This window comes from Sphingobium sp. (genome assembly GCF_041987595.1).
Classification (GTDB): domain Bacteria; phylum Pseudomonadota; class Alphaproteobacteria; order Sphingomonadales; family Sphingomonadaceae; genus Sphingobium.
In genome coordinates, this window is the sequence record NZ_JBHIWJ010000006.1 from 23831 (window position 1) to 42872 (window position 19042).

General features: G+C 64.8%; 20 protein-coding genes and 1 riboswitch. Of the genes, 16 read left to right on the forward strand and 4 right to left on the reverse strand.

Going from position 1 to position 19042, the window contains the following annotated elements:
* Positions 1-6: 6 nt before the first annotated feature.
* The 6 genes from ACFC3J_RS02990 (at position 7) to guaA (ending at position 6556) form a co-directional block, all read left to right on the forward strand.
* A complete protein-coding gene (locus ACFC3J_RS02990) occupies positions 7-564 on the forward strand; it encodes a hypothetical protein (protein ID WP_375194727.1) in 558 nt (185 codons plus the stop codon).
* Between the two features lie 90 nt (positions 565-654).
* Complete coding sequence (locus ACFC3J_RS02995; protein ID WP_375194728.1) at positions 655-1254, forward strand: OB-fold-containig protein; 600 nt, start codon at positions 655-657, stop codon at positions 1252-1254.
* A 12-nt stretch (positions 1255-1266) separates the two neighbouring features.
* Positions 1267-2967, forward strand: a complete 1701-nt coding sequence (locus ACFC3J_RS03000) for a flotillin family protein (RefSeq protein ID WP_375194729.1) — start codon at positions 1267-1269, stop codon at positions 2965-2967.
* 32 nt (positions 2968-2999) lie between these two features.
* Positions 3000-3647 carry a YoaK family protein gene (locus ACFC3J_RS03005; RefSeq protein ID WP_375194730.1) on the forward strand — a complete coding sequence of 216 codons (648 nt, stop codon included), beginning with the start codon at positions 3000-3002 and terminating at the stop codon, positions 3645-3647.
* 28 nt (positions 3648-3675) lie between these two features.
* Entirely contained in the window at positions 3676-4950 is a 1275-nt protein-coding gene (locus ACFC3J_RS03010; protein ID WP_375194731.1) for a TCR/Tet family MFS transporter, read from the forward strand.
* Positions 4951-4996: 46 nt separating this feature from the next.
* The gene (guaA, locus tag ACFC3J_RS03015; protein ID WP_375194732.1) at positions 4997-6556 is read left to right on the forward strand and encodes a glutamine-hydrolyzing GMP synthase; all 1560 of its coding nucleotides are present in this window, start codon (positions 4997-4999) and stop codon (positions 6554-6556) included.
* A 51-nt stretch (positions 6557-6607) separates the two neighbouring features.
* Here the strand turns inward: guaA and ACFC3J_RS03020 are convergent, their stop codons facing one another.
* On the reverse strand, positions 6608-6868 hold the full coding sequence (locus ACFC3J_RS03020) for a DUF6356 family protein (RefSeq protein WP_375194733.1): 261 nt from the start codon (positions 6866-6868) through the stop codon (positions 6608-6610).
* 117 nt (positions 6869-6985) lie between these two features.
* Here ACFC3J_RS03020 and ACFC3J_RS03025 point away from each other — a divergent pair, with 117 nt between their 5' ends.
* Complete coding sequence (locus ACFC3J_RS03025; protein ID WP_375194734.1) at positions 6986-8161, forward strand: aminotransferase; 1176 nt, start codon at positions 6986-6988, stop codon at positions 8159-8161.
* On the opposite strand, the gene ACFC3J_RS03030 is transcribed toward ACFC3J_RS03025, so the two are convergent.
* The 3 genes from ACFC3J_RS03030 to ACFC3J_RS03040 all read right to left on the reverse strand — a co-directional run bounded on the left by ACFC3J_RS03030 (position 8116) and on the right by ACFC3J_RS03040 (position 10386).
* Entirely contained in the window at positions 8116-8637 is a 522-nt protein-coding gene (locus ACFC3J_RS03030) for a hypothetical protein (RefSeq protein ID WP_375194735.1), read from the reverse strand. The two genes, ACFC3J_RS03025 and ACFC3J_RS03030, sit on opposite strands and share 46 nt — an antisense overlap.
* A gap of 13 nt (positions 8638-8650) precedes the next feature.
* Positions 8651-9445: an SDR family NAD(P)-dependent oxidoreductase gene (locus tag ACFC3J_RS03035; protein ID WP_375194736.1), complete on the reverse strand. Its 795-nt coding sequence runs from the start codon at positions 9443-9445 to the stop codon at positions 8651-8653.
* Between the two features lie 110 nt (positions 9446-9555).
* Complete coding sequence (locus ACFC3J_RS03040) at positions 9556-10386, reverse strand: alpha/beta fold hydrolase (protein WP_375194737.1); 831 nt, start codon at positions 10384-10386, stop codon at positions 9556-9558.
* A 146-nt stretch (positions 10387-10532) separates the two neighbouring features.
* On the opposite strand from ACFC3J_RS03040, the gene ACFC3J_RS03045 reads away from it, so the two are divergent.
* The 9 genes from ACFC3J_RS03045 (at position 10533) to ACFC3J_RS03085 (ending at position 18915) form a co-directional block, all read left to right on the forward strand.
* Entirely contained in the window at positions 10533-11522 is a 990-nt protein-coding gene (locus tag ACFC3J_RS03045) for a GlxA family transcriptional regulator (RefSeq protein WP_375194738.1), read from the forward strand.
* Between the two features lie 62 nt (positions 11523-11584).
* Positions 11585-13018: a DNA recombination protein RmuC gene (locus tag ACFC3J_RS03050; RefSeq protein ID WP_375194739.1), complete on the forward strand. Its 1434-nt coding sequence runs from the start codon at positions 11585-11587 to the stop codon at positions 13016-13018.
* A 144-nt stretch (positions 13019-13162) separates the two neighbouring features.
* Positions 13163-13792 carry a nicotinate-nucleotide adenylyltransferase gene (locus ACFC3J_RS03055; RefSeq protein WP_375194740.1) on the forward strand — a complete coding sequence of 210 codons (630 nt, stop codon included), beginning with the start codon at positions 13163-13165 and terminating at the stop codon, positions 13790-13792.
* A gap of 12 nt (positions 13793-13804) precedes the next feature.
* Positions 13805-14209 carry a ribosome silencing factor gene (gene rsfS / locus ACFC3J_RS03060; RefSeq protein ID WP_046761735.1) on the forward strand — a complete coding sequence of 135 codons (405 nt, stop codon included), beginning with the start codon at positions 13805-13807 and terminating at the stop codon, positions 14207-14209.
* A 44-nt stretch (positions 14210-14253) separates the two neighbouring features.
* Positions 14254-14676: a 23S rRNA (pseudouridine(1915)-N(3))-methyltransferase RlmH gene (locus tag ACFC3J_RS03065; RefSeq protein ID WP_375194741.1), complete on the forward strand. Its 423-nt coding sequence runs from the start codon at positions 14254-14256 to the stop codon at positions 14674-14676.
* A gap of 57 nt (positions 14677-14733) precedes the next feature.
* Complete coding sequence (locus ACFC3J_RS03070; RefSeq protein WP_375194742.1) at positions 14734-15966, forward strand: murein hydrolase activator EnvC family protein; 1233 nt, start codon at positions 14734-14736, stop codon at positions 15964-15966.
* 162 nt (positions 15967-16128) lie between these two features.
* Positions 16129-16235, forward strand: a riboswitch (yybP-ykoY riboswitch).
* A gap of 97 nt (positions 16236-16332) precedes the next feature.
* Positions 16333-16911, forward strand: coding sequence for a TMEM165/GDT1 family protein (locus ACFC3J_RS03075; protein ID WP_375194743.1), 579 nt, complete (start codon positions 16333-16335; stop codon positions 16909-16911).
* A gap of 104 nt (positions 16912-17015) precedes the next feature.
* Complete coding sequence (locus ACFC3J_RS03080; protein WP_375194744.1) at positions 17016-17954, forward strand: complex I NDUFA9 subunit family protein; 939 nt, start codon at positions 17016-17018, stop codon at positions 17952-17954.
* A 151-nt stretch (positions 17955-18105) separates the two neighbouring features.
* Positions 18106-18915, forward strand: a complete 810-nt coding sequence (locus ACFC3J_RS03085) for an undecaprenyl-diphosphate phosphatase (protein WP_375194745.1) — start codon at positions 18106-18108, stop codon at positions 18913-18915.
* The last annotated feature ends 127 nt before the right edge of the window (positions 18916-19042 follow it).

A 19042-nucleotide genomic window follows, 5' to 3' on the forward strand; every position in this document is an offset into this window, starting at 1 on the left:
TGGGCAATGACAAAGGCATGGTGGTTCGCGGCTCCGATGATGGCGGTGGCGCTGCTGGCAGGCGGCGCGTCGGCGCAGGCGCTCCAGCCGCGACAAAGCTATCCGCAGGATCAGGACGACCTCGCCCAGCCCCCTGCCGACGAGGATCAGGACGCGCCCGACGATCAGGCTATGCCGCCCCGCGCCGATGATGATTTCTCCGACGTCGTGGCGCAGGACGAGCAGAACCCCGCCGGCTCCGCCACGCGCAACGAACGCTATGGCCGCCGCAACGGTGCCGCCGATGCCATGCCGCAGGGTCGGGCCGACGATCATCAAACGGACGAGCTGACCACTAGCTGCGCCCTTGCCGCGCGCGACGAAGCGGAGCGCGACGGCGGCTATGCCGAGGTCCGGCAGATGCAGGAGCCGCGCGAGACCCGCAACGGCTTCGACGTAGAGGGCGATGTCGAGGTCCGCACCGGCTGGCGGGCGCAGGACGGCTCGATGCGGCACTTCACCTGCTCGGTGGAGAATGGCCGGATCGCGGATGTTTACTTTCAGCGGGACCGCGCCGCGCGTTAAGTCTATCGGTTCGCCGCCGAGCGGCCACGCTTGGAGCTTTCCTGTTTTACGCCAATATATTAGCTTTGGCGCGAATCAGGGGAGTCAGGGGTGGCCGCGTTCCTTTTCGCGACCGAGAATATCGTCTTCGTCTCGGCCATCGTGCTGATGCTGGTCATAGGCGCGGTGCAGGCCGTTGGCCTCGCGGGCGATTTCGATCTCGATCTGCATGCCGATACCGACCTGCTCGGCTGGCTGGGCGTCGGCCGCCTGCCGCTGCTGATGTTGCTGGCGATCTTCCTGGCGCTGTTCGGCATGATCGGGCTGATCGCCCAGCATCTGACGCTGGATTTCACCGGCGCCCTGCTCTCGCCGCTGATCGCCGCGCCCGTCGCTGCCGCCGCCAGCCTGCCCGCCACCAGCCTGGCCGCCCGATGGCTCTCCCCACTCCTCCCCCGCGACCAGAGCAGCGCCGTGCCGCTCGACGCGCTCGTCGGCAGCTTCGCCCGCATCGTCACCGGCATCGCCCGGACCGGCTCCCCCGCCCGCGCCCGCGTCGAGGACCCCTTTGGCCAGGCCCATTATGTGATGGTCGAGCCGGACAATGCCGGGCAGACGCTGGAGGAAGGCGAAACCATCCTGCTGGTCCGCCGCGAGGATCATGTCTTTCGCGCCATCTCGCATGGCGACCATTATCTGCCCCGTCTTTAGTTGGAGAATGTCATGAATCTGCCGGCCGTGCAGGGGAGCTTTTCGCTCATGCCCTATCTGATCATCTCCGGGACCGGGCTGCTGTTGCTGATCGTGCTCGGCGTTGTGGTGGCGCGGCTCTACAAGCGGGCATCGAAGGAAATCGGCTTCGTGCGCACGGGCTTTGGCGGAGAAAAGGTGGTGATGAACGGCGGCGCGCTGGTGCTGCCGATCTTCCACGAGACGATGCCGGTCAACATGAACACGGTGCGCCTTGCCGTGGAACGCAAGAATAGCGACGCGCTGATCACGCTCGACCGGCTGCGCATCGACGTGAAGGCGGAATTCTACGTCCGCGTGCGTCCCGATGCGCAGTCGATCGCGACCGCCGCCCAAACGCTGGGCGCGCGAACAATGAATCCGGAGGCGCTCAAGGAACTGGTCGAGGGCAAGTTCGTCGACGCGCTGCGTTCGGTTGCTGCGGGGATGACGATGAACCAGCTGCATGAGCAGCGCAGCGAGTTCGTGCAGAAGGTGCAGCAGGTCTCCTCGGTCGACCTCGCCATGAACGGCCTGGAACTGGAAAGCGTGTCGCTGACCGGCCTTGACCAGACGTCGATCGAGCATTTCAACGCCAACAACGCCTTCGACGCCGAGGGTCTGACCAAGCTGACCGAGCAGATCGAGCTGCGCAAGAAATCGCGTAACGATATCGAGCAGGAAACCCGCGTCCAGATCGAGACCAAGAATCTGGAGGCCGAACGCCAGTCGCTGCTGATCTCCCGCGACACCGAATTCGCGCGGCTGGAGCAGGAGCGCGAGATCGAGATGCGTCGCGCCGCCCAGATCGCTGAAGTCGCCCGCGAACAGTCGCTGCGCCAGCAGGAAGCCGATCAGGCCCGGATCGAGGCGAAGAAACTGGTCGACAGCCAGCAGATCGAGGCCGACCGAGCCGTGCAGCAGGCCCGCATCGCGCAGGAACAGGCGCTCGAACTTGCCCGGCAGGAACAGCAGATTGCGGTTCAGAACAAAAGCCGCGAGGAAAGCCAGGCGAAGGCGCAGGCCGACGAAGCCCGCGCCAAGGCCGTGGCGGCGGAGGAACAGGTCCAGACCTCCCGCGCGACCGAAGTGGCAGAGCGCGCGAAGCGGATCGAGCTGATCGACGCTGCGCGCGAAGCCGAACGCGCCGCCATTCAGGTGCGGGTCGAGGCCGAGGCGGAGAAGCAGGCCGCGGCAGACCGCGCCGAAGCGTTGCGTCTCGCCGCCGAGGGTGAGGCGGAAGCCGCGAAGCTGCGCGCCGAAGCCGACCGGGTGCGCTTCGAGGTGGAGGCAGCCGGGCAACGCGCTGTCAACGAAGCGGCGAATATTCTGTCATCCGACCAGATGTCGCTCCAGACCAAGATGGCGCTGCTCAAAGTGCTGCCCGATCTCGTGCGCGAGGCCGCGCGGCCTTTGGAAGCGATCGATTCCATCAGGATCGTGCAGGTGGACGGCATTACCGGCTCGAACGGCGACGGCGCGACGGTCATTGCAGGCGGGGAACAGAATCTCGCCAACGCCGCCGTCTCCGCCGCCTTGCGCTACCGCGCGCAGGCGCCGGTAATCGACGGGCTGATGAAGGAACTGGGCCTCGACGGATCGAGCCTCGACGCGTTGGTCAAGGGCGCCGTCGACCCCGCGCCGATCACGCCGGTCATCGTCGAGAAGATCGCGCCGGAGCAACAGGCATCGTAGCAATCCTGATGCATCGGCACTAGGGTCGCCCCATGCGCCGCTACGATGTTCCCCGCCACATGCTGGCCATTGGCCTTGCAGCGCAGGCAGGCTTCATCGACGCTCTCGGTTTCCTCAAGCTGGGCGGGCTGTTCGTCTCCTTCATGAGCGGCAACTCGACCCGGCTGGGTGCGAGCATCGCCTCCAGAACGGCGGCGGCATGGACAGCCGCGGGCCTGATCGGCGCCTTTGTCGGCGGTGTCATAGCGGGGGCGCTGGTCGCGCGGCGCGCAGGGCCGTGGCGCAAGCCCGCCGTCCTCGGCCTGGCGACGCTCCTGCTGCTCAGCGCCGCGCTGCTGACGCTGACGGCCCAGCCGGGAAACGGCCTGACGCTGCTGATGGCAGCAGCGATGGGCGCGATAAACAATATGTTCCAGCGCGACGGCGAGGTCAGCATCGGTGTCACATATATGACCGGCGCGCTGGTGAAGCTGGGCCAGCAACTGGCGGTGGCGCTCACCGGGGGCGCCATGTGGAACTGGCTGCCCTATCTGCTGCTCTGGCTAGGGCTGGTGGCGGGCGCGGTGACGGGCGGATGGCTTTTCGCCCTGATGGACCTGCACGCGCTCTGGATCGCGACGGCCTTTTCGGTGCTGCTGCTCTGGTGGAGCCGCCGCCTTGGACCGTTGGACTTGGCATGAGGAAAGCCAGAGCCTAGGGCGGATCAGCATGCCATCCTTGCCCACCCCTCCTTCCGATCGCCCTGCGCCAAAGGCGATTGGCGCGATCGCCTTCATTCTGGTGACCGCTCTGCTCGACGTCATGTCGATGGGGATCATCATCCCGGTGCTGCCGCAACTCATCGAGACGCTGGCGGGATCAAATGCGGCGGCCGGCATGTGGAACGGCCTTTTCGTGGCCCTCTGGGCGGCGATGCAGTTCATCTGCTCGCCGGTGATCGGCTCGCTGTCCGACCGCTTCGGGCGGCGGCCGGTGATCCTGATCTCCGTCGCCGGGCTGACGCTCGATTTCGTGCTGATGGCGCTGGCGCCCAATCTCTGGTGGCTCGCCATAGGCCGGATGCTGGCAGGAGTGACCTCCTCCAGTTTCACCTCGACCTTCGCCTATATGGCCGACATCACCCCGCCCGAGGGCAGGGCGCGGGGCTATGGGCTGATTGGGGCAGCCTTCAGCGGCGGCTTCGTTGCCGGGCCACTGCTGGGCGGCGTTCTGGGAGAGATTTCGCTGCGCGCGCCCTTCTGGGCAGCGGCGGGGCTTTCAGGTCTCGCCTTTCTCTACGGGCTGTTCGTGCTGCCGGAATCGCTGTCCCCCGAGAAGCGCATGGAATTTTTGTGGAAGCGGGCCAATCCTTTCGGCGCGCTCAGATTGCTCCGCTCGCATCCGGAGCTGTCGAGCCTCGCGGTCGTCAATTTTCTGCTCTATTTCGCGCACCACCTCTTCTCCGCCGTTTTCGTCCTCTATGCGGGTGACCGCTATGGCTGGGGCGCATGGCAAGTGGGGACGCTGCTGGCGCTGGTCGGCCTGATGGACATGGGGGTGCAGGGGGCGCTGGTCGGTCCGGTGGTGAAGCGGCTGGGCGACCGGACGACGATGGTGATCGGCCTCGCGTTCGGTGCGGTGGGGATTCTCGCCATGGGCCTTGCGCCCACAGGCTGGCTCTTCGTGGCCGCCATGTTCCCCAATGCGCTCTGGGGCCTTGCCATGCCGACAATCCAGTCGCTGATGACGCAGCGGGTGTCGGAGTCCGAACAGGGCCAGTTGCAGGGGGCCAACAACAGCGTCGGCTCGATCGCGGGCATCCTCTCGCCGGTCTTTTTCGGCGCGGTCTATTCGATGTCCGTCGGCGCCCGGCCGATGCTGCCCTTCATCGGGAGCGCCTTCCTCATTGCAGCAGCCGTCCTGGCGGGCGCGGCTCTGCTCGGATGGGCGGCGGGACGGCGCGATGACGCGGCTTTGCTGGACAAGGCGGGACAAGCGCACTAACCGGGCGCGAATCCCCAACTCCCTTCGATCAAGAAAAGGCGATTCGATGACGCTGCCCCTTCAGGATTCCATCCTTATCGTGGACTTCGGCAGCCAGGTGACGCAGCTCATTGCGCGCCGCGTGCGCGAAGCCGGCGTCTATTCCGAAATCGCCCCCTTCAACGCCGCCGCCGAAGCCTTTGATCGGCTCAAGCCCAAGGGCATCATCCTGTCGGGCGGCCCTTCCTCGGTCATGTGGGAAGACAGCCCCCGCGCCCCGCAACATTTCTTCGAGGCAGGCATCCCGATCCTGGGCATCTGCTATGGTCAGCAGACGATGATGCAGCAGCTGGGCGGCAATGTCGAAGGCGGCGAGAGCGGCGAATTCGGCCGCGCCTTCATCGAGGTGAAGAAGGGCTGCGCCCTGTTCGACGGCCTCTGGGCCGAGGGCGAGCGCCATCAGGTGTGGATGAGCCATGGCGACAAGGTGACGCAGCTGGCTCCTGGTTTCGAGGTCGTGGCGGTCAGCGAGGGCGCGCCCTACGCCATCACCGCGAACGAGGAGAAGCGCTTCTACGCGACCCAGTTCCACCCCGAAGTCGTCCACACCCCTGACGGCGCCAAGCTGCTTGCCAATTTCGTCCGCCATGTCTGCGGCCTTGCGGGCGACTGGACCATGGCGGAGTTCCGCGCGACCAAAATCGCCGACATTCAGGCGCAGGTCGGCAAAGGCCGGGTTATCTGCGGCCTGTCGGGCGGCGTCGACAGTGCCGTGGCGGCCGTGCTGATCCACGAAGCGATCGGCGACCAGCTGACCTGCGTGTTCGTCGACCATGGCCTGATGCGGCTGGGCGAGGCGGAGCAGGTGGTAAGCCTGTTCCGCGAACATTATGGCATCAAGCTGGTCCATGTGAATGCCGAGGAGCGTTTCCTGGGCGGCCTGGCGGGCCTGACCGACCCGGAAAAGAAGCGCAAGTTCATCGGCGCCGAATTCATCGCGGTGTTCGAGGAAGAAGCGAAGAAGATCGGCGGCGCGGATTTCCTGGCGCAGGGCACGCTCTATCCCGACGTGATTGAATCGGTCAGCTTCACCGGCGGCCCTTCGGTGACGATCAAGAGCCATCACAATGTCGGCGGCCTTCCCGAACGCATGAACATGAAGCTGGTCGAGCCGCTGCGCGAACTGTTCAAGGACGAAGTGCGCGTGCTGGGCCGCGAACTCGGCCTGCCGGAGATTTTCGTTGGTCGCCACCCTTTCCCCGGTCCGGGTCTCGCGATCCGCATTCCCGGCGAGGTAGCCAAGGATCGTTGCGACATCCTGCGCAAGGCCGATGCCATCTATCTCGAGGAAATCCGCAACGCCGGGCTGTACGACGCAATCTGGCAGGCCTTCGCGGTGCTGCTCCCGGTCCGCACCGTGGGCGTGATGGGCGATCATCGCACCTATGACAGCGTCTGCGCCCTGCGCGCCGTGACCTCGACCGACGGCATGACGGCGGACATCTACCCCTTCGACGCCGCCTTCCTCAGCCGCGTGGCGACGCGCATCATCAATGAGGTGAAGGGCATCAACCGCGTCGTTTACGACTACACCTCGAAGCCCCCCGGCACTATTGAGTGGGAATAAATTACAGCACCACCCAAAAAGCCGCCCCATCCGGGCGGCTTTTTCCTTCCCTCAAATCTCATATTCCGGCTGCCAGTGCGGGCTGAGATAGGCCGGTTCCGGCAGGTCAGGCTGACGCTGGCACATTTCGCCATAGAGGCGCTTCACGATCCTGCTGCCGGTCCGGGTAAAGAAGGCCGGGATCAGTCCATGGACGATCGCGGCCAGTCCCGCCCCCACCATCAGAAAGCCGAAGCGCGTCGCCACATGGAAATGCTCACCATAGCTTTCATTGACCTCTCGGGGATGCTTCAGGAACAGGCGGTCGATCATCGCATCTCGCTCATGCCGTTGGGAAAGGCGGCACGATAGACGAACTGCAAGCAGGGCGGCAGGGCCGGTTGCACGCAACTTGACCCACCCGATCAATTCCCGGCATCACCCTCCCCCATGACCAGCGCCGCGCCCCATGGCCACCCCGTCTACCGGGACATGCCCACCACCATTTTCGAAAAAATGTCCGCCCGCGCCCGCGAAACCGGGGCGATCAATCTGGGCCAGGGCTTTCCCGATTCACAGGGCCCGGAAGATGTGCTGCGCGTCGCCGCCGATGCGCTGCTCACAAAATCCAACCAGTATCCGCCTATGGCCGGCCTTGCCGAACTGCGCGAAGCGGTCGCGGCACATTATGCCCGCCATCAGGGCCTCGACCTCATGCCGCAGGAGGTCATCGTCACTTCCGGCGCGACCGAGGCGATTGCCGCCAGCCTGCTCGCACTGGTCCGGCCGGGCGATGAAGTGCTGGTACTCGCCCCGCTCTATGACGCATATCTGCCGCTGATCGAGCGCGCGGGCGGGGTGGCGCGGGTGCTGCGCCTCACCCCGCCCGACTGGCGCATCAGCGGCGAGGCCCTCGAAGCCGCCTCCAGTGAAAACACCCGGCTGCTGCTGATGAACAATCCGGTGAACCCCACGGGCATAGCGCTTCGCACGGAGGAACTGGCGCTGCTGGCCGAATTCTGCGTGGCCCGCGACCTGATCGCGATCTGCGACGAGGTATGGGAGCATATCATCTTCGACGGCGCCGCCCACAAGCCGCTGATCGCCTTCCCCGGAATGCGCGAACGGACGGTCAAGATCGGATCGGCCGGCAAGATCTTCTCGGTCACCGGGTGGAAGGTCGGCTGGATGGGCGCGGCCGCGCCCATCGCCACCCTGCTCGCCCGCGCGCACCAGTTCATCACCTTCACCACGCCACCCAATCTGCAATGGGCTGTCGCCGGGGGCCTTGCCAAGCCGGAAAGCTGGTTCGCGGACATGCGCGCCGCCTATCAGGCCTCACGCGACCGGCTGACGGCGGGGCTGCGCGCCGCGGGCTATGCGGTGAACGCGAGCGCCGCGACCTGGTTCGTGACGATCGACCTGACCGCTTCGGGCATTGCCATGGACGACGTCACCTTCTGCGCCCGGATCATCGACGAAGCAGGCGTGGCGGCGATCCCGATTTCCGCCTTCTACCCCAAAGAGCCGGTCACACACCTCGTCCGCCTCTGTTTTTCCAAGGCGGACGAGGTTCTCGATCAGGCGGTGATTCGGCTGGCGGCGTTCCGGGCATCCCTGGCCTGACCGCGCCGCAGGATCGCCGCGCCCAGCACCAGCATCGCGATCAGCAACAATGCCTGCGCAGCAAGGAAGGGCGGCTCGGTCCCCGTCGGCGCGAAAGCGTTGAGCGCGGGCACTTTCTGAAACGCCTGCACTACCAGCACGAACAGGTTGAGCCACAAGGCCACCGTCGCGCTGACCGCATAGGTCGCCCGCGCCCAGCCCGCCCTGTCGAGCGCGATCAACGCCACAAAGGCAACGATGAGGTCGAGCGTGGAGATCACTCCCACCCCGATCGCCGGTGTGAAGCCGTGAAAGGGGAAGAGGAAGCCGGTGAGGCTGGTGAGCAGGGTCGTCACCAGAAACACCGCCTGCGTGCGCGGCACCCAGTGACCCGACGCCATTGCAGGCAGTGCGATCAACCCGCTGATAATGCCGATCAGGCTGATGCCGACATGCAGCGTCAGTAACAGCGGCAGGGAGACAAGATCGAGGATCATGACAGGCCTCCCTTCATTCCGCCGCCTGCGACAGCCCATAGCGGGGCGCCGCGTGGGCCAGTGAAAGATTGGGCCGCATCGCCGCGCGGGCGGCCAGATAGGCGTCGAGCTGCGCATTGTCGGGCAGAGCGGGAATGGTGATAAGCTCGCCCATGTCGAACCCGGCGAGCGCTGCGTCGACCATTTCTCCCACCTCCATCACCATGGACGCGGGGATATTCGCGAGTTGCTCCTCGTCCCAGATCGCGGTGCGCGTGATACCCGGCAGGACCGCCTGCACATGCACGCCCCTCGGCCCCAATTGCGCGTGCAGCGCTTCAGTGAAGGCCAGGACGAACGCCTTGGTCGCGGGATAGACCGCCGTGAAGCCCTCTGGCATCAGCGCCGTGACCGAGGTGATGTTGATGATCGCGCCGCCCCCCTTTTCCGCCAGACGCGGCGCGATGGCGGAACTCAACCGCGTCACCGCCAGCACGTTCAGGTCGATCATGCCGGTGAGATAGGCCGGGTCCGTTTCCACAAAGCTCTGCTCGCCCGCAATGCCGGCATTGTTGATGAGGCCGGTGATGCTCTCATCGCCGCGCAGCCGGGTTTCGATTCGCGCCAGATCGTCCGGCCTGGAAAGATCGGCGGCCAGCACTTCGACATGCACGCCGGTTTCTGTGCGCAGCCGGTTGGCGAGATGGGCGAGTTTGTCCGCGCGCCTTGCAACAAGAATGAGATTGATCCCGCGTCGGGCGATCCGGTCGGCATAGACCGCGCCGATCCCGTCCGAGGCGCCGGTAATGAGGAAAGTTTCCTGAGTCATGGTCGTCTCCAAAGCTTCAATTGTCGCATCGTTTCCGCGAAAATCGGTTTCCACTTTTCCGCACGATGCTCCCAGGGGCGTCGGGGTGCGAAGATGCACCCCTTCGCGGCTCAGCCGTTGATGAAGTCCAGCAGGTCGGCATTGAATCGATCCTGATGCGTCTGCGTCAGTCCATGATCCGCCCCTTCATACACTTTCAGCAGGGCGTGCGACACGATCTTGATGGTGGACAGCGCGGAGGCGCCGATCGGCACGATCTGGTCATCATCGCCATGCAGGACGAGCGTGGGCACATCGACTTTCTTCAGGTCAGCGGTGAAATCGCTTTCCGAAAAGGCGCGGATACTGTCGAGTTGCCCCTTGAGTCCGCCCATCATTCCCTGCCGCCAGAATTCCTCGCGGATACCTTCGGAAATGACCGCGCCCTCCCGGTTATAGCCGTAAAAGGGTATGGTCAGATTCTTGAAGAACTGGCTGCGATTGTCGAACGTGCCCTTGCGGATGCCGTCGAACACATCGATGGGCAGGCCGCCGGAATTGGCCTCCGTCCTGAGCATCAGCGGCGGCACAGCGCCGATCAAAGCGAGCTTCGCAACCCGCTTCGTGCCATGGCGGCCGACATAGCGCGTGACTTCGCCGCCGCCGGTCGAATGGCCGACGAGGATGACGTCATGCAGATCCAGCGCTTCGATCAGATCGCCCAGATCATCAGCATATTGGTCCATGTTGTTATTGTCCCAGATCTGATCCGAACGGCCATGGCTGCGGCGGTCATGGGCGATGGTGCGAAAGCCCTGATTGGCGAAAAAGACCATCTGCGCGTCCCAGGCGTCGGCACTCAGCGGCCAGCCATGGGAGAAGACGATCGGCTGCCCGTCGCGTGCCCCCCAATCCTTGTAGAAGATGCGGGTGCCATCCTGCGTGGTGATAAAATTGCTCATGGTGAAATCCCTTCATTTATCCGGAAGAGCGTCCGTCACGCCCTGATGCTTGCGCTTTTACGACAGTGGCGCGAAGCTTGGGATCGGCGGAACCGACATAAAGCAGGCCGATTCCGACAGCAGATTGGAAATGACGGGAGACACGCATGCCCCCCAGCGACGCACCCAAGGCGGAAGTCGGGCTGATCCTCTATCCGGGCTGCCAGATGGCCATGGTCCACGGCATGACCGACCTGCTTGACATTGCTGGGCAGTTTTCAGACCAGCATGGCGGTCCGCGGCTGCGCGTCAGCCATTGGCAGCTTGGCGATCACGACGACTTTACCCGCGTCCATGATACCCACGAAGCGATGGAAATGAAGGGCACGCCGGAAATTTGGCTGATCCCCGGCCGCCTCACTGGTCCTCCCGGAATGGATGAATCGGCGCCCTATGCCCGCTGGCTGCTCGACCGCCATGCGCAGGGCGCCACTCTGGCCTCCAATTGTGGCGGCGCCTTCATGCTGGCGGCGACCGGCCTGCTGAGCGGCCGCCCCGCCACCACCCATTGGCTGTTTGCCGAACCCTTTAGAGCGCGCTTTCCCGATGTGCGGCTCGACTGCGACCGGATTGTGATCGACGATGGCGACATCATCACGGCGGGCGGGCTGATGGCGTGGACCGATCTCGGGCTGCGGCTGGTGGACCGGCTGTTGGGGCCGACGGTGATGCTCGACACCGGCAAATTCCTGCTGGTCGACCCGGCGGGCCGCGAACAGCGCCATTATGCGCGCTTCGTGCCCCGCATGACCCACGGCGACGAACCCATATTGAAGGCCCAGCACTGGCTCGCCGCGCGGGAGGCCAGGGCGATCAGCGTGCGTGACATGGCCGCGCAGATCGGCATGGAAGAACGCACCTTCCAGCGCCGCTTCAAGGCAGCCACCACCATGACGCCAATCGAATATGTCCAGCATCTGCGCATCGCCCGTGCTCGCGAGCTGCTGGAGTTCACCAGGCGCACCATCGACCAGATCGCCTGGAGCGTCGGCTATGAGGATGCCGCCGCCTTTCGCAGGCTGTTTCACCGCCTGATCGGCCTGTCGCCGGGAGACTACCGCCAGCGCTTCGCCGCACCCGGTGTTCAGGCGGCATGAGGAGACTTGCGGGGATGCCATCACGTCGCTAGGTTCACCTTTCGTTCCATAAAGGGGTAATCATGGACAGCCTGGCCGTCATTCTCGTCATCACCGCGCTGGTCGCCGGGGTGGGTCTGGGCTGGTGGCTTGGCGGCAAGGCCGTGGCGCCCCTGACGGCGGAAAAGGCGGATCTTGCAACCCGGCTGGAGTCCGCCAGCGCCCAGCGCAATGCCGCCCTGCAGGAGCTGGTGGTGGCGCAGGATCGGGCAGCGCAGGCGGCGGACCTCGCCCAGAAGCTAGATGCGGAACGGACCGCGCGTGAACTCGCCGCCCGCGATCTCGCCGCGCTGCGCTCCGACACGCAGGCGCGGGCCGAGGCCTTCGAAGCGCAGATCGCGGCGCTCAAGGACGCCAAGGAGCAACTCTCCGCCCAGTTCAGCGAAATTGGCGGCAAGCTGCTGCATCAGGCGCAGAGCCAGTTCCTCGAGCGCGCCGACCAGCGCATGATGCAGGCGCATGAAAAAAGCGAGGCGCAACTGAGGCAACTGCTCCACCCGGTCAATGAAACCATCCTGCGCTACGACCAGAAGATCACCCAGATCGAACAGCAGCGGACCGAGGCCTATGGCATCCTGCGCGGCGAGATCGAATCGATGAAGAGCGGCCAGGAAGCGGTGCGCGCCGAGGCCCAGCGGCTGGTCGATTCGCTGCGCCATGCCCCCAAGGCGCGTGGCCGCTGGGGCGAACAGCAGTTGCGCAACGTGCTCGAAACGTGCGGCCTTTCCGAACATGTCGACTTCGAAACAGAGGTCAGCGTGGAAGGCGAGGATGGCCGCCTGCGCCCCGATGCGATCCTGCGCGTGCCGGGCGGCCGGGCACTGGTGATCGACGCCAAGGTTTCCCTCAACGCCTATCAGGACGCCTATGGCGCGGATGGCGACGATGAAAAGAAGCGCTGTCTTGCCGCCCATGCCGCCGCGATGCGCGCCCATGTCGAGACGCTGGGCCGCAAAAGCTATGCCGACCAGTTCGACGAAGCACCCGACTATGTGATCATGTTCGTGCCGGGCGAGCATTTCCTGTCGGCCGCGCTGGAAAATGATCCCCAGCTTTGGGACTTTGCCTTCGGCAAGCGGGTGCTGCTTGCTACGCCTACCAACCTCATCGCCATCGCCCGCACCGTGGCGGCGGTCTGGCGGCAGGAGAAGATGGCCGACGAAGCCAAGCGAATCGGCATGTTGGGCAAAGAACTGTACGAACGGCTGGCAGCGGCCGCCGGTTCGCTCAAGAAACTCGGCAACCGCCTCAATGGCGCTGTCGGGGATTACAACGCTTTCGTCGGCAGTTTCGAGGGCCGCGTGCTGGTGACAGGCCGCAAGTTGCGCGACCTCAATATCGAAACCGGCGGCAAGGAACTGGAAGAGCTGGAATCGGTCGAAGCGCTGGTCCGCGAACCCGCCTCCCCCGAGGCCATACGCGCATTGCCGGAAGCCCTGCCTGACGCGGCGGAATAAGAACTCCATGGACCAATGGAGCTCAAAGGGGCCATTGGTTAGCAGGCTTATAATTTAAAGACGCGATTTCGTTTGCTAAGCAAACATCCCTGAAAGCGCCGTCCTGGATTTGCCGAAATCGCCATCTGCTGGCATGGCAAGCCAATGAAACGCATCGGCCTTCTCGGCGGCTCCTTCAATCCCGCGCATGGCGGGCATCGCGCCATTTCCCTGTTCGCAGCCAAAGCATTGAATCTCGATGAAGTCTGGTGGCTCGTTTCTCCCGGCAATCCGCTCAAGCCCAGTGCCGGCATGGCGCCTCTGGCTGCCCGCCTCGCCCACGCCCGAAAAGTCGCGCGGCGCAATCCCATCCGGCCCACCGCCATCGAAGCGCAACTCCACACCCGCTATACCATCGATACGCTCAGGGCGCTCAGGGGCCGCTACCCTCGCCACCGCTTCCTCTGGCTTATGGGCGCCGACAATCTGGCCCAGTTCGGCCAGTGGAGAGACTGGCGCGGCATAGCCCGGATAATGCCCATTGCCGTTATCGCCCGGCCCGGCTATGATAGGGATGCCCGTGGCTCGACGGCCATGAGCTGGCTGCGGCGCTTCGTCCGGCCCGCGCGCCAGAGTGCAGACTGGACGGATTGGAGACTTCCGGCGCTCGTGCTTTTGCGCTTTCGCCCTGATCCAAGATCGGCGACCCTGCTGCGGCAGGCAGACCCCCTCTGGCATCGCGAATATAGTGAAACGCGTGTGCGCGATCCGCTCACGCGCCGGATGATCGTCTAGAATGGAGCACTTTTGACCAGACCGCACCCCGCCAACGACACGGCCCAAGCCAATATGGTTCCAGGCGCCGACAGCGTTGCCGCCCTGCATGACCTTGTCCTGAAATCGCTGGACGATGACCAGGCGCAGGAAACCATCTCCATCCCACTCGAAGGCAAAAGCAGCATTGCCGACCATATGGTGATCGCCAGCGGGCGTTCATCGCGTCAGGTCGCGTCGATGGCGCAGAAGCTGGCCGAGCGAATCAAACAGGCGACGGGGCGTTCCGCCCGCGTCGAAGGCCTGCCGGTTGCCGACTGGGTCCTGATCGATGCCGGCGACGTGATCGTCCACCTGTTCCGGCCGGAAGTGCGCAGCTTTTACAATCTGGAACGGATGTGGGGGTTCGTCGACGCGCCGGTCGCAGGCACGGCCTGAACCCGGCTTAGACAAGCGCGCGATGTGCCGTTAGGAGGAGCGCCATGCTCCTCCACATCATCGCGCGCGGCAAGATCGGGCGTTCTCCCGAAGCGGACCTTGTCGACCGCTACATCAAGCGGCTGACCATGCCGCACAAGATCACCGAAATGCCTGACCGGGGCGGCAAACTGCCCCCCGCCCCGCCCGGCACCGTCACCGTCATGCTGGATGAAAAGGGCAGGCAACTCACTTCCGTCGACTTCGCAAAGCGCCTCGAAGGCTGGCGCGACGGGGGGAAACGCGAATGTCGCTTCCTGATCGGCGCGGCAGACGGTTTTGACGATGCCGAGCGGGACAGGGCCGATCTGCTGATCGCGTTCGGCGCCATGACATGGCCGCACATGATGGCCCGGGCGATGCTGGCCGAACAGCTCTGGCGTTCCTGCTCCATTCTCGCCGGACATCCCTATCATCGCGAGGGTTGAGCAACTCTCGACAGGAACGGGGATTTCCGCCTAGTCAGGATGACAGGGGGCATATCGGTGACACGCACGGCCATCATCGCGGCGATCGCAGCCAGCGCGGCGATCATCGCCGTGCGCCTGCCTGCGGCCGATGGGCAGGCGATCATTCTGCCCGGCACGGCAGGCACGAGTCTGACGGAAGAACAGTCCACCCTGAAAGCGGCCCGCCGACAGTCGGTGGAGGCCCGCGAGCGATCCGAGCGGCTTGAACAGCAGGCGGTGCTGGCCCGCGACGAAGCCGATCAGGCCCGCCGCCGCGCCGCCGCCATGGCCGCGCGCATCCAGCAGGCGGAGGCCGACATCCAGGCAGCCCAGGCCCGCATCGCGATCATCGCCCGGCTCCAGCGTGCGCAGGCCGCGCGCCTTGCTGCCCGGCAGGAGCCGGTCGTCCGCCTGACCGCCGCACTGCAAATGATGGCGCAACGGCCGTTGGCGCTGGCCCTTGTCCAGCCCGGATCAATCAGCGACGCTATTCACATGCGCGCCGTGCTGGGGCAGGTGTTGCCTGCCGTCAGGGAACGGACCGCGGGCCTGCGCGCCGAACTGGGCCGCAGCCGAGCCTTGCGCGCAACGGCCGAACAGGCGGCAGCCTCGCTCGCGCAAAGCCAGCAGGATCTGAAACAGCGTCAGGCAGCGCTCCAGACGCTGGAAGCGCGAAAGCGGCTCGCGGCGCGGGATTATCGGGCCAGCGCCGGCGTGGAGAGCGACCGCGCCCTGGCGCTGGGTGAGCGGGCACGGGACATTGTCGATCTGATGGACAAGTTGGAGGAGGCAGGCGACATGCGCGACCAGCTCGCCGCCCTGTCCGGTCCGCTGCTCCGCCCGCCCCGGCCGGATCAGGCGCTGGCACCCGCAGCTGAGCGCGCCCGCGATGCGGTCGCCGCCCCGCCCTATCGCCTGCCGGTCGTCGGCCAGTTGGTGACGGGCATGGGCGAGATATCCCCCAGCGGCATCCGCTCACGCGGCCTTACCATCGTCACCCGGCCGCAGGCTCTGGCCGTGGCGCCGACTGCGGGCCGCATCGTCTTTGCCGGTCCCTATCGTGGCTACGGGCAGATCGTCATCATCGATCATGGCGGCAGCTGGACGACGCTCATTACCGGGCTTCTGCGCCTGAATGCCGCCGTGGGAGACACTCTGCGGCAGGGCGATCCCATCGGCAGTGCCGGCCCCGGTCGCCCCAGCATAACCGTGGAATTGCGGCGCAACGGCCGGCCGGTCGATATCGTGCCGTTGCTGGGATCGGGCTGAGAGACGGTTTGGAAATGCGCCTCCCGGCGCAAGGCGGAGCCTGCTCAGAATGCGCTCTTCCGCGCATTTCCAAACCTCTCTCTCAGGCGTTACGGATCGGCCGCCACGAAACGGCGCCTTCCCATCATTTTTCTTGAAGCGCTGTTCGATCTCCCCTAAAGCGCACCCGTCATCTGGGGAGTAGCCAGCCGTTCCGTTAAAGGAACGGGTCGTTCGTCAACATATTTGACCGAGAGGTCGTGGCGGACGGGATGGGGGATTCCCCCATCGGGCGAGACCAATGGCACCATCTTCCTCGTCCGGCCGGGCGGGGGAAGGTGGTGGCATTGCGTCTTCATTCTTCGCCCGGCCCTGGACAGACTGACCATGGAAGCCATCCTAACATCGACCACACTCGTTGCGCTCGCCGAAATGGGCGACAAGACGCAATTGCTTGCGATGCTGCTCGCCACCCGTTTCCGCAAGCCCGTGCCGATCATCCTCGGCATCCTTTTTGCCACGCTCGCCAATCACTTCCTCGCGGCGCTGGTCGGCCATTCTGTCGCGGGCGTGCTGACGCAGAGCTGGTTCCGCTATGCCATTGCGGCAAGCTTCATCGCCATGGCCGCCTGGACGCTGGTTCCCGACAAGATCGACGAGGATGAACCGCTGAAGGCCCCCTCCAGGGCAGGCGTGTTCATGACGACGCTGATCGCTTTCTTTCTGGTCGAAATGGGCGACAAGACGCAGGTGGCGACAGTGATGCTGGGCGCGCGGTTCGACAATGTCCTTGCCGTCACCGTCGGCACGACACTGGGCATGATGATCGCCAATGTTCCTGCCGTGCTGTTCGGCAATGTGCTGGCCCGGAAGGTGCCGATGCGGGCGCTTCAGGTCGGCGCGGCGCTGCTGTTCCTCGGCCTTGGCCTGTGGATGATTGCTGATTTGCAGGGCTGGATCGGGTAAAGCTGGTTGTCAGCGGGCCGCGGCTGCGGCAAGGGGATGGCGTACAGCCGTCCCCCGTCGAAAGACGAGGCGCGCGCTGAGTCAGCCCCTTTGAAAAGACATGCATGGGATACGCGATGAAGGACAGTCTGGTTACGGTGTTCGGCGGTGGCGGCTTTCTGGGTCGGCAGGTCGCTCAGGCGCTGATGGCGCGAGGCGCCCGCGTGCGGGTGGCCCAACGCGATCTGGCGACGGCGCTGCGCGTGAAGCCGCTGGGCGGCCTTGGCCAGACCCAGTTCGTCGCAGCCGACATCCGCAAGCCCGCCAGCGTCGCACGCGCCCTTGTCGGTAGCGACGTCGTCATCAATCTGGTCGGCGTGCTGTCGGGCGATTTCGAAGGATCGCACCATGACGGCGCCGCCAATGTCGCCAGGGCGGCAGCGGACGCGGGCGTTCAGGCGCTGGTGCATGTGTCGGCCATCGGCGCCGACGCCGCCAGCCCATCCGCCTACGGCCGGTCCAAGGCCGCGGGCGAAGCGGCAGTTCTGGCCGCCTTTCCCAACGCCACCATCCTGCGCCCATCGATCATCTTCGGGCCGGAGGATCAGTTCCTCAACCGCTTTGCAGAGATCATCCGGCTCGCTCCAGTCGTGCCGGTGATCGGCGCGAACACAAGATTCCAGCCCGTGTATGTCGCGGATGTGGCGCAGGCCATAGCCAATGCCGCTGAAAATCCCGGCGTCTATGGCGGCAAGACTTTTGAACTGGGCGGGCCGCAGACCTATTCGATGCTGGAACTCAACGCCTGGATCGCCAAGACCATCGGCCGCGAGCGCAGCCTTTGCGCGGTTCCCGCCTCGCTCGCGTCGCTGATCGCCATGCTGCCGGGCGGCCCGATCACCCGCGATCAGCTGGCGATGCTGGGCAGCGACAATGTCGTCGCGGCGGGAACCGGCGGCCTTGCAGATTTGGGCGTTACGCCGACGCCGATGCCCGCCGTCGCAGAAAAATGGCTGGTGCGCTATCGTCGGCACGGTCGTTTTGCCGGGCGCGTCAAAGCCTGACCGGGCAAAACGACGCCGCGCCGCGACCGGCCGTGCAGCAAAACGCTTTGCGCACGGCTTTCGCTTCTGCACAATGGCATGAAAGCCTTCCACCCCCTTCCGTCCGGGAGGGGGTTTCCCTTTGTCCGACGCGCAAGGATCTGACCGACCCATGGACCTGCATTATCTGACAATCATCCTGCTTGGCATTGTCGAGGGGTTGACGGAATTCCTGCCGGTGTCCTCGACCGGCCATCTCATTCTCGCGAGCGAGTTGCTGGGCTATGACGCGTCCGTTTGGGCGATGTTCAACGTCATCATCCAGTTGGGCGCGATCCTGGCGGTGGTCGTACTCTACTGGCGGACCTTCTGGGCTGTCGGCATGGGCCTGTTGCGCAACGAAGGCACCAGCTGGCGTTTCCTGCGCAATCTGATCGTCGCCTTCATCCCCGCCGCGGTCATCGGCCTTGCGCTGCATAAATATATCGAAGCCCTGCTCGGCGCGCCCAAAGTCGTAGCGTGGGCGCTGATCGCGGGTGGTGTCGCCATCCTGCTGATCGAGCGGATGGTCAAAGAGAACCGATTCCACGGGATCGCCGACATTCCCTTCATCCGGGTGATCGGCATTGGCTTCATCCAGTGCCTCGCGATGATCCCCGGCGTCAGCCGCTCGGGCGCAACGATCATGGGCGCACTGACGCTTGGCGTCGAGCGCCGCACCGCTGCGGAGTTCAGTTTCTTTCTGGCCATCCCGACGATGCTGGGGGCTTCCGCGCTGGAACTGCTGAAGAATGGCGACAAGTTGACCTCCGCTGCCGTGGGCTGGGACAGCATCGCTCTGGGCTTCGTCGTCTCCTTCATCGTCGCGCTGCTGGTTATCAAATGGTTTGTCGGGCTGGTGTCCCGCCACGGTTTCGCGCCCTTTGCCTGGTATCGAATCATCGCCGGGATCATCGCCCTATTGTGGCTTTCCTTGAGGTAAGTCCGAACCGGCCCTAAATTGCGCAAGATTATTACGGCCTTTGCTCAGTCACGCGAAAAATGATCGAAATTTAGGTCATTATTACTGACGTAAATAGTCGAATCCGCGTGACTCCGCAGGTTTTTCT

What these genes read in the sequence shown, in the direction of transcription:
- ACFC3J_RS02990 (WP_375194727.1), top strand. Translation starts at nt 7, where the DNA reads ATGACAAAGGCATGGTGGTTCGCGGCTCCGATGATGGCGGTGGCGCTG.
- ACFC3J_RS03000 (WP_375194729.1), top strand. Translation starts at nt 1,267, where the DNA reads ATGAATCTGCCGGCCGTGCAGGGGAGCTTTTCGCTCATGCCCTATCTG.
- ACFC3J_RS03005 (WP_375194730.1), top strand. Translation starts at nt 3,000, where the DNA reads ATGCGCCGCTACGATGTTCCCCGCCACATGCTGGCCATTGGCCTTGCA.
- ACFC3J_RS03010 (WP_375194731.1), top strand. Translation starts at nt 3,676, where the DNA reads ATGCCATCCTTGCCCACCCCTCCTTCCGATCGCCCTGCGCCAAAGGCG.
- guaA (WP_375194732.1), top strand. Translation starts at nt 4,997, where the DNA reads ATGACGCTGCCCCTTCAGGATTCCATCCTTATCGTGGACTTCGGCAGC.
- ACFC3J_RS03020 (WP_375194733.1), bottom strand. Translation starts at nt 6,868, where the DNA reads ATGATCGACCGCCTGTTCCTGAAGCATCCCCGAGAGGTCAATGAAAGC.
- ACFC3J_RS03025 (WP_375194734.1), top strand. Translation starts at nt 6,986, where the DNA reads ATGACCAGCGCCGCGCCCCATGGCCACCCCGTCTACCGGGACATGCCC.
- ACFC3J_RS03030 (WP_375194735.1), bottom strand. Translation starts at nt 8,637, where the DNA reads ATGATCCTCGATCTTGTCTCCCTGCCGCTGTTACTGACGCTGCATGTC.
- ACFC3J_RS03035 (WP_375194736.1), bottom strand. Translation starts at nt 9,445, where the DNA reads ATGACTCAGGAAACTTTCCTCATTACCGGCGCCTCGGACGGGATCGGC.
- ACFC3J_RS03040 (WP_375194737.1), bottom strand. Translation starts at nt 10,386, where the DNA reads ATGAGCAATTTTATCACCACGCAGGATGGCACCCGCATCTTCTACAAG.
- ACFC3J_RS03045 (WP_375194738.1), top strand. Translation starts at nt 10,533, where the DNA reads ATGCCCCCCAGCGACGCACCCAAGGCGGAAGTCGGGCTGATCCTCTAT.
- ACFC3J_RS03050 (WP_375194739.1), top strand. Translation starts at nt 11,585, where the DNA reads ATGGACAGCCTGGCCGTCATTCTCGTCATCACCGCGCTGGTCGCCGGG.
- ACFC3J_RS03055 (WP_375194740.1), top strand. Translation starts at nt 13,163, where the DNA reads ATGAAACGCATCGGCCTTCTCGGCGGCTCCTTCAATCCCGCGCATGGC.
- ACFC3J_RS03065 (WP_375194741.1), top strand. Translation starts at nt 14,254, where the DNA reads ATGCTCCTCCACATCATCGCGCGCGGCAAGATCGGGCGTTCTCCCGAA.
- ACFC3J_RS03075 (WP_375194743.1), top strand. Translation starts at nt 16,333, where the DNA reads ATGGAAGCCATCCTAACATCGACCACACTCGTTGCGCTCGCCGAAATG.
- ACFC3J_RS03080 (WP_375194744.1), top strand. Translation starts at nt 17,016, where the DNA reads ATGGGATACGCGATGAAGGACAGTCTGGTTACGGTGTTCGGCGGTGGC.
- ACFC3J_RS03085 (WP_375194745.1), top strand. Translation starts at nt 18,106, where the DNA reads ATGGACCTGCATTATCTGACAATCATCCTGCTTGGCATTGTCGAGGGG.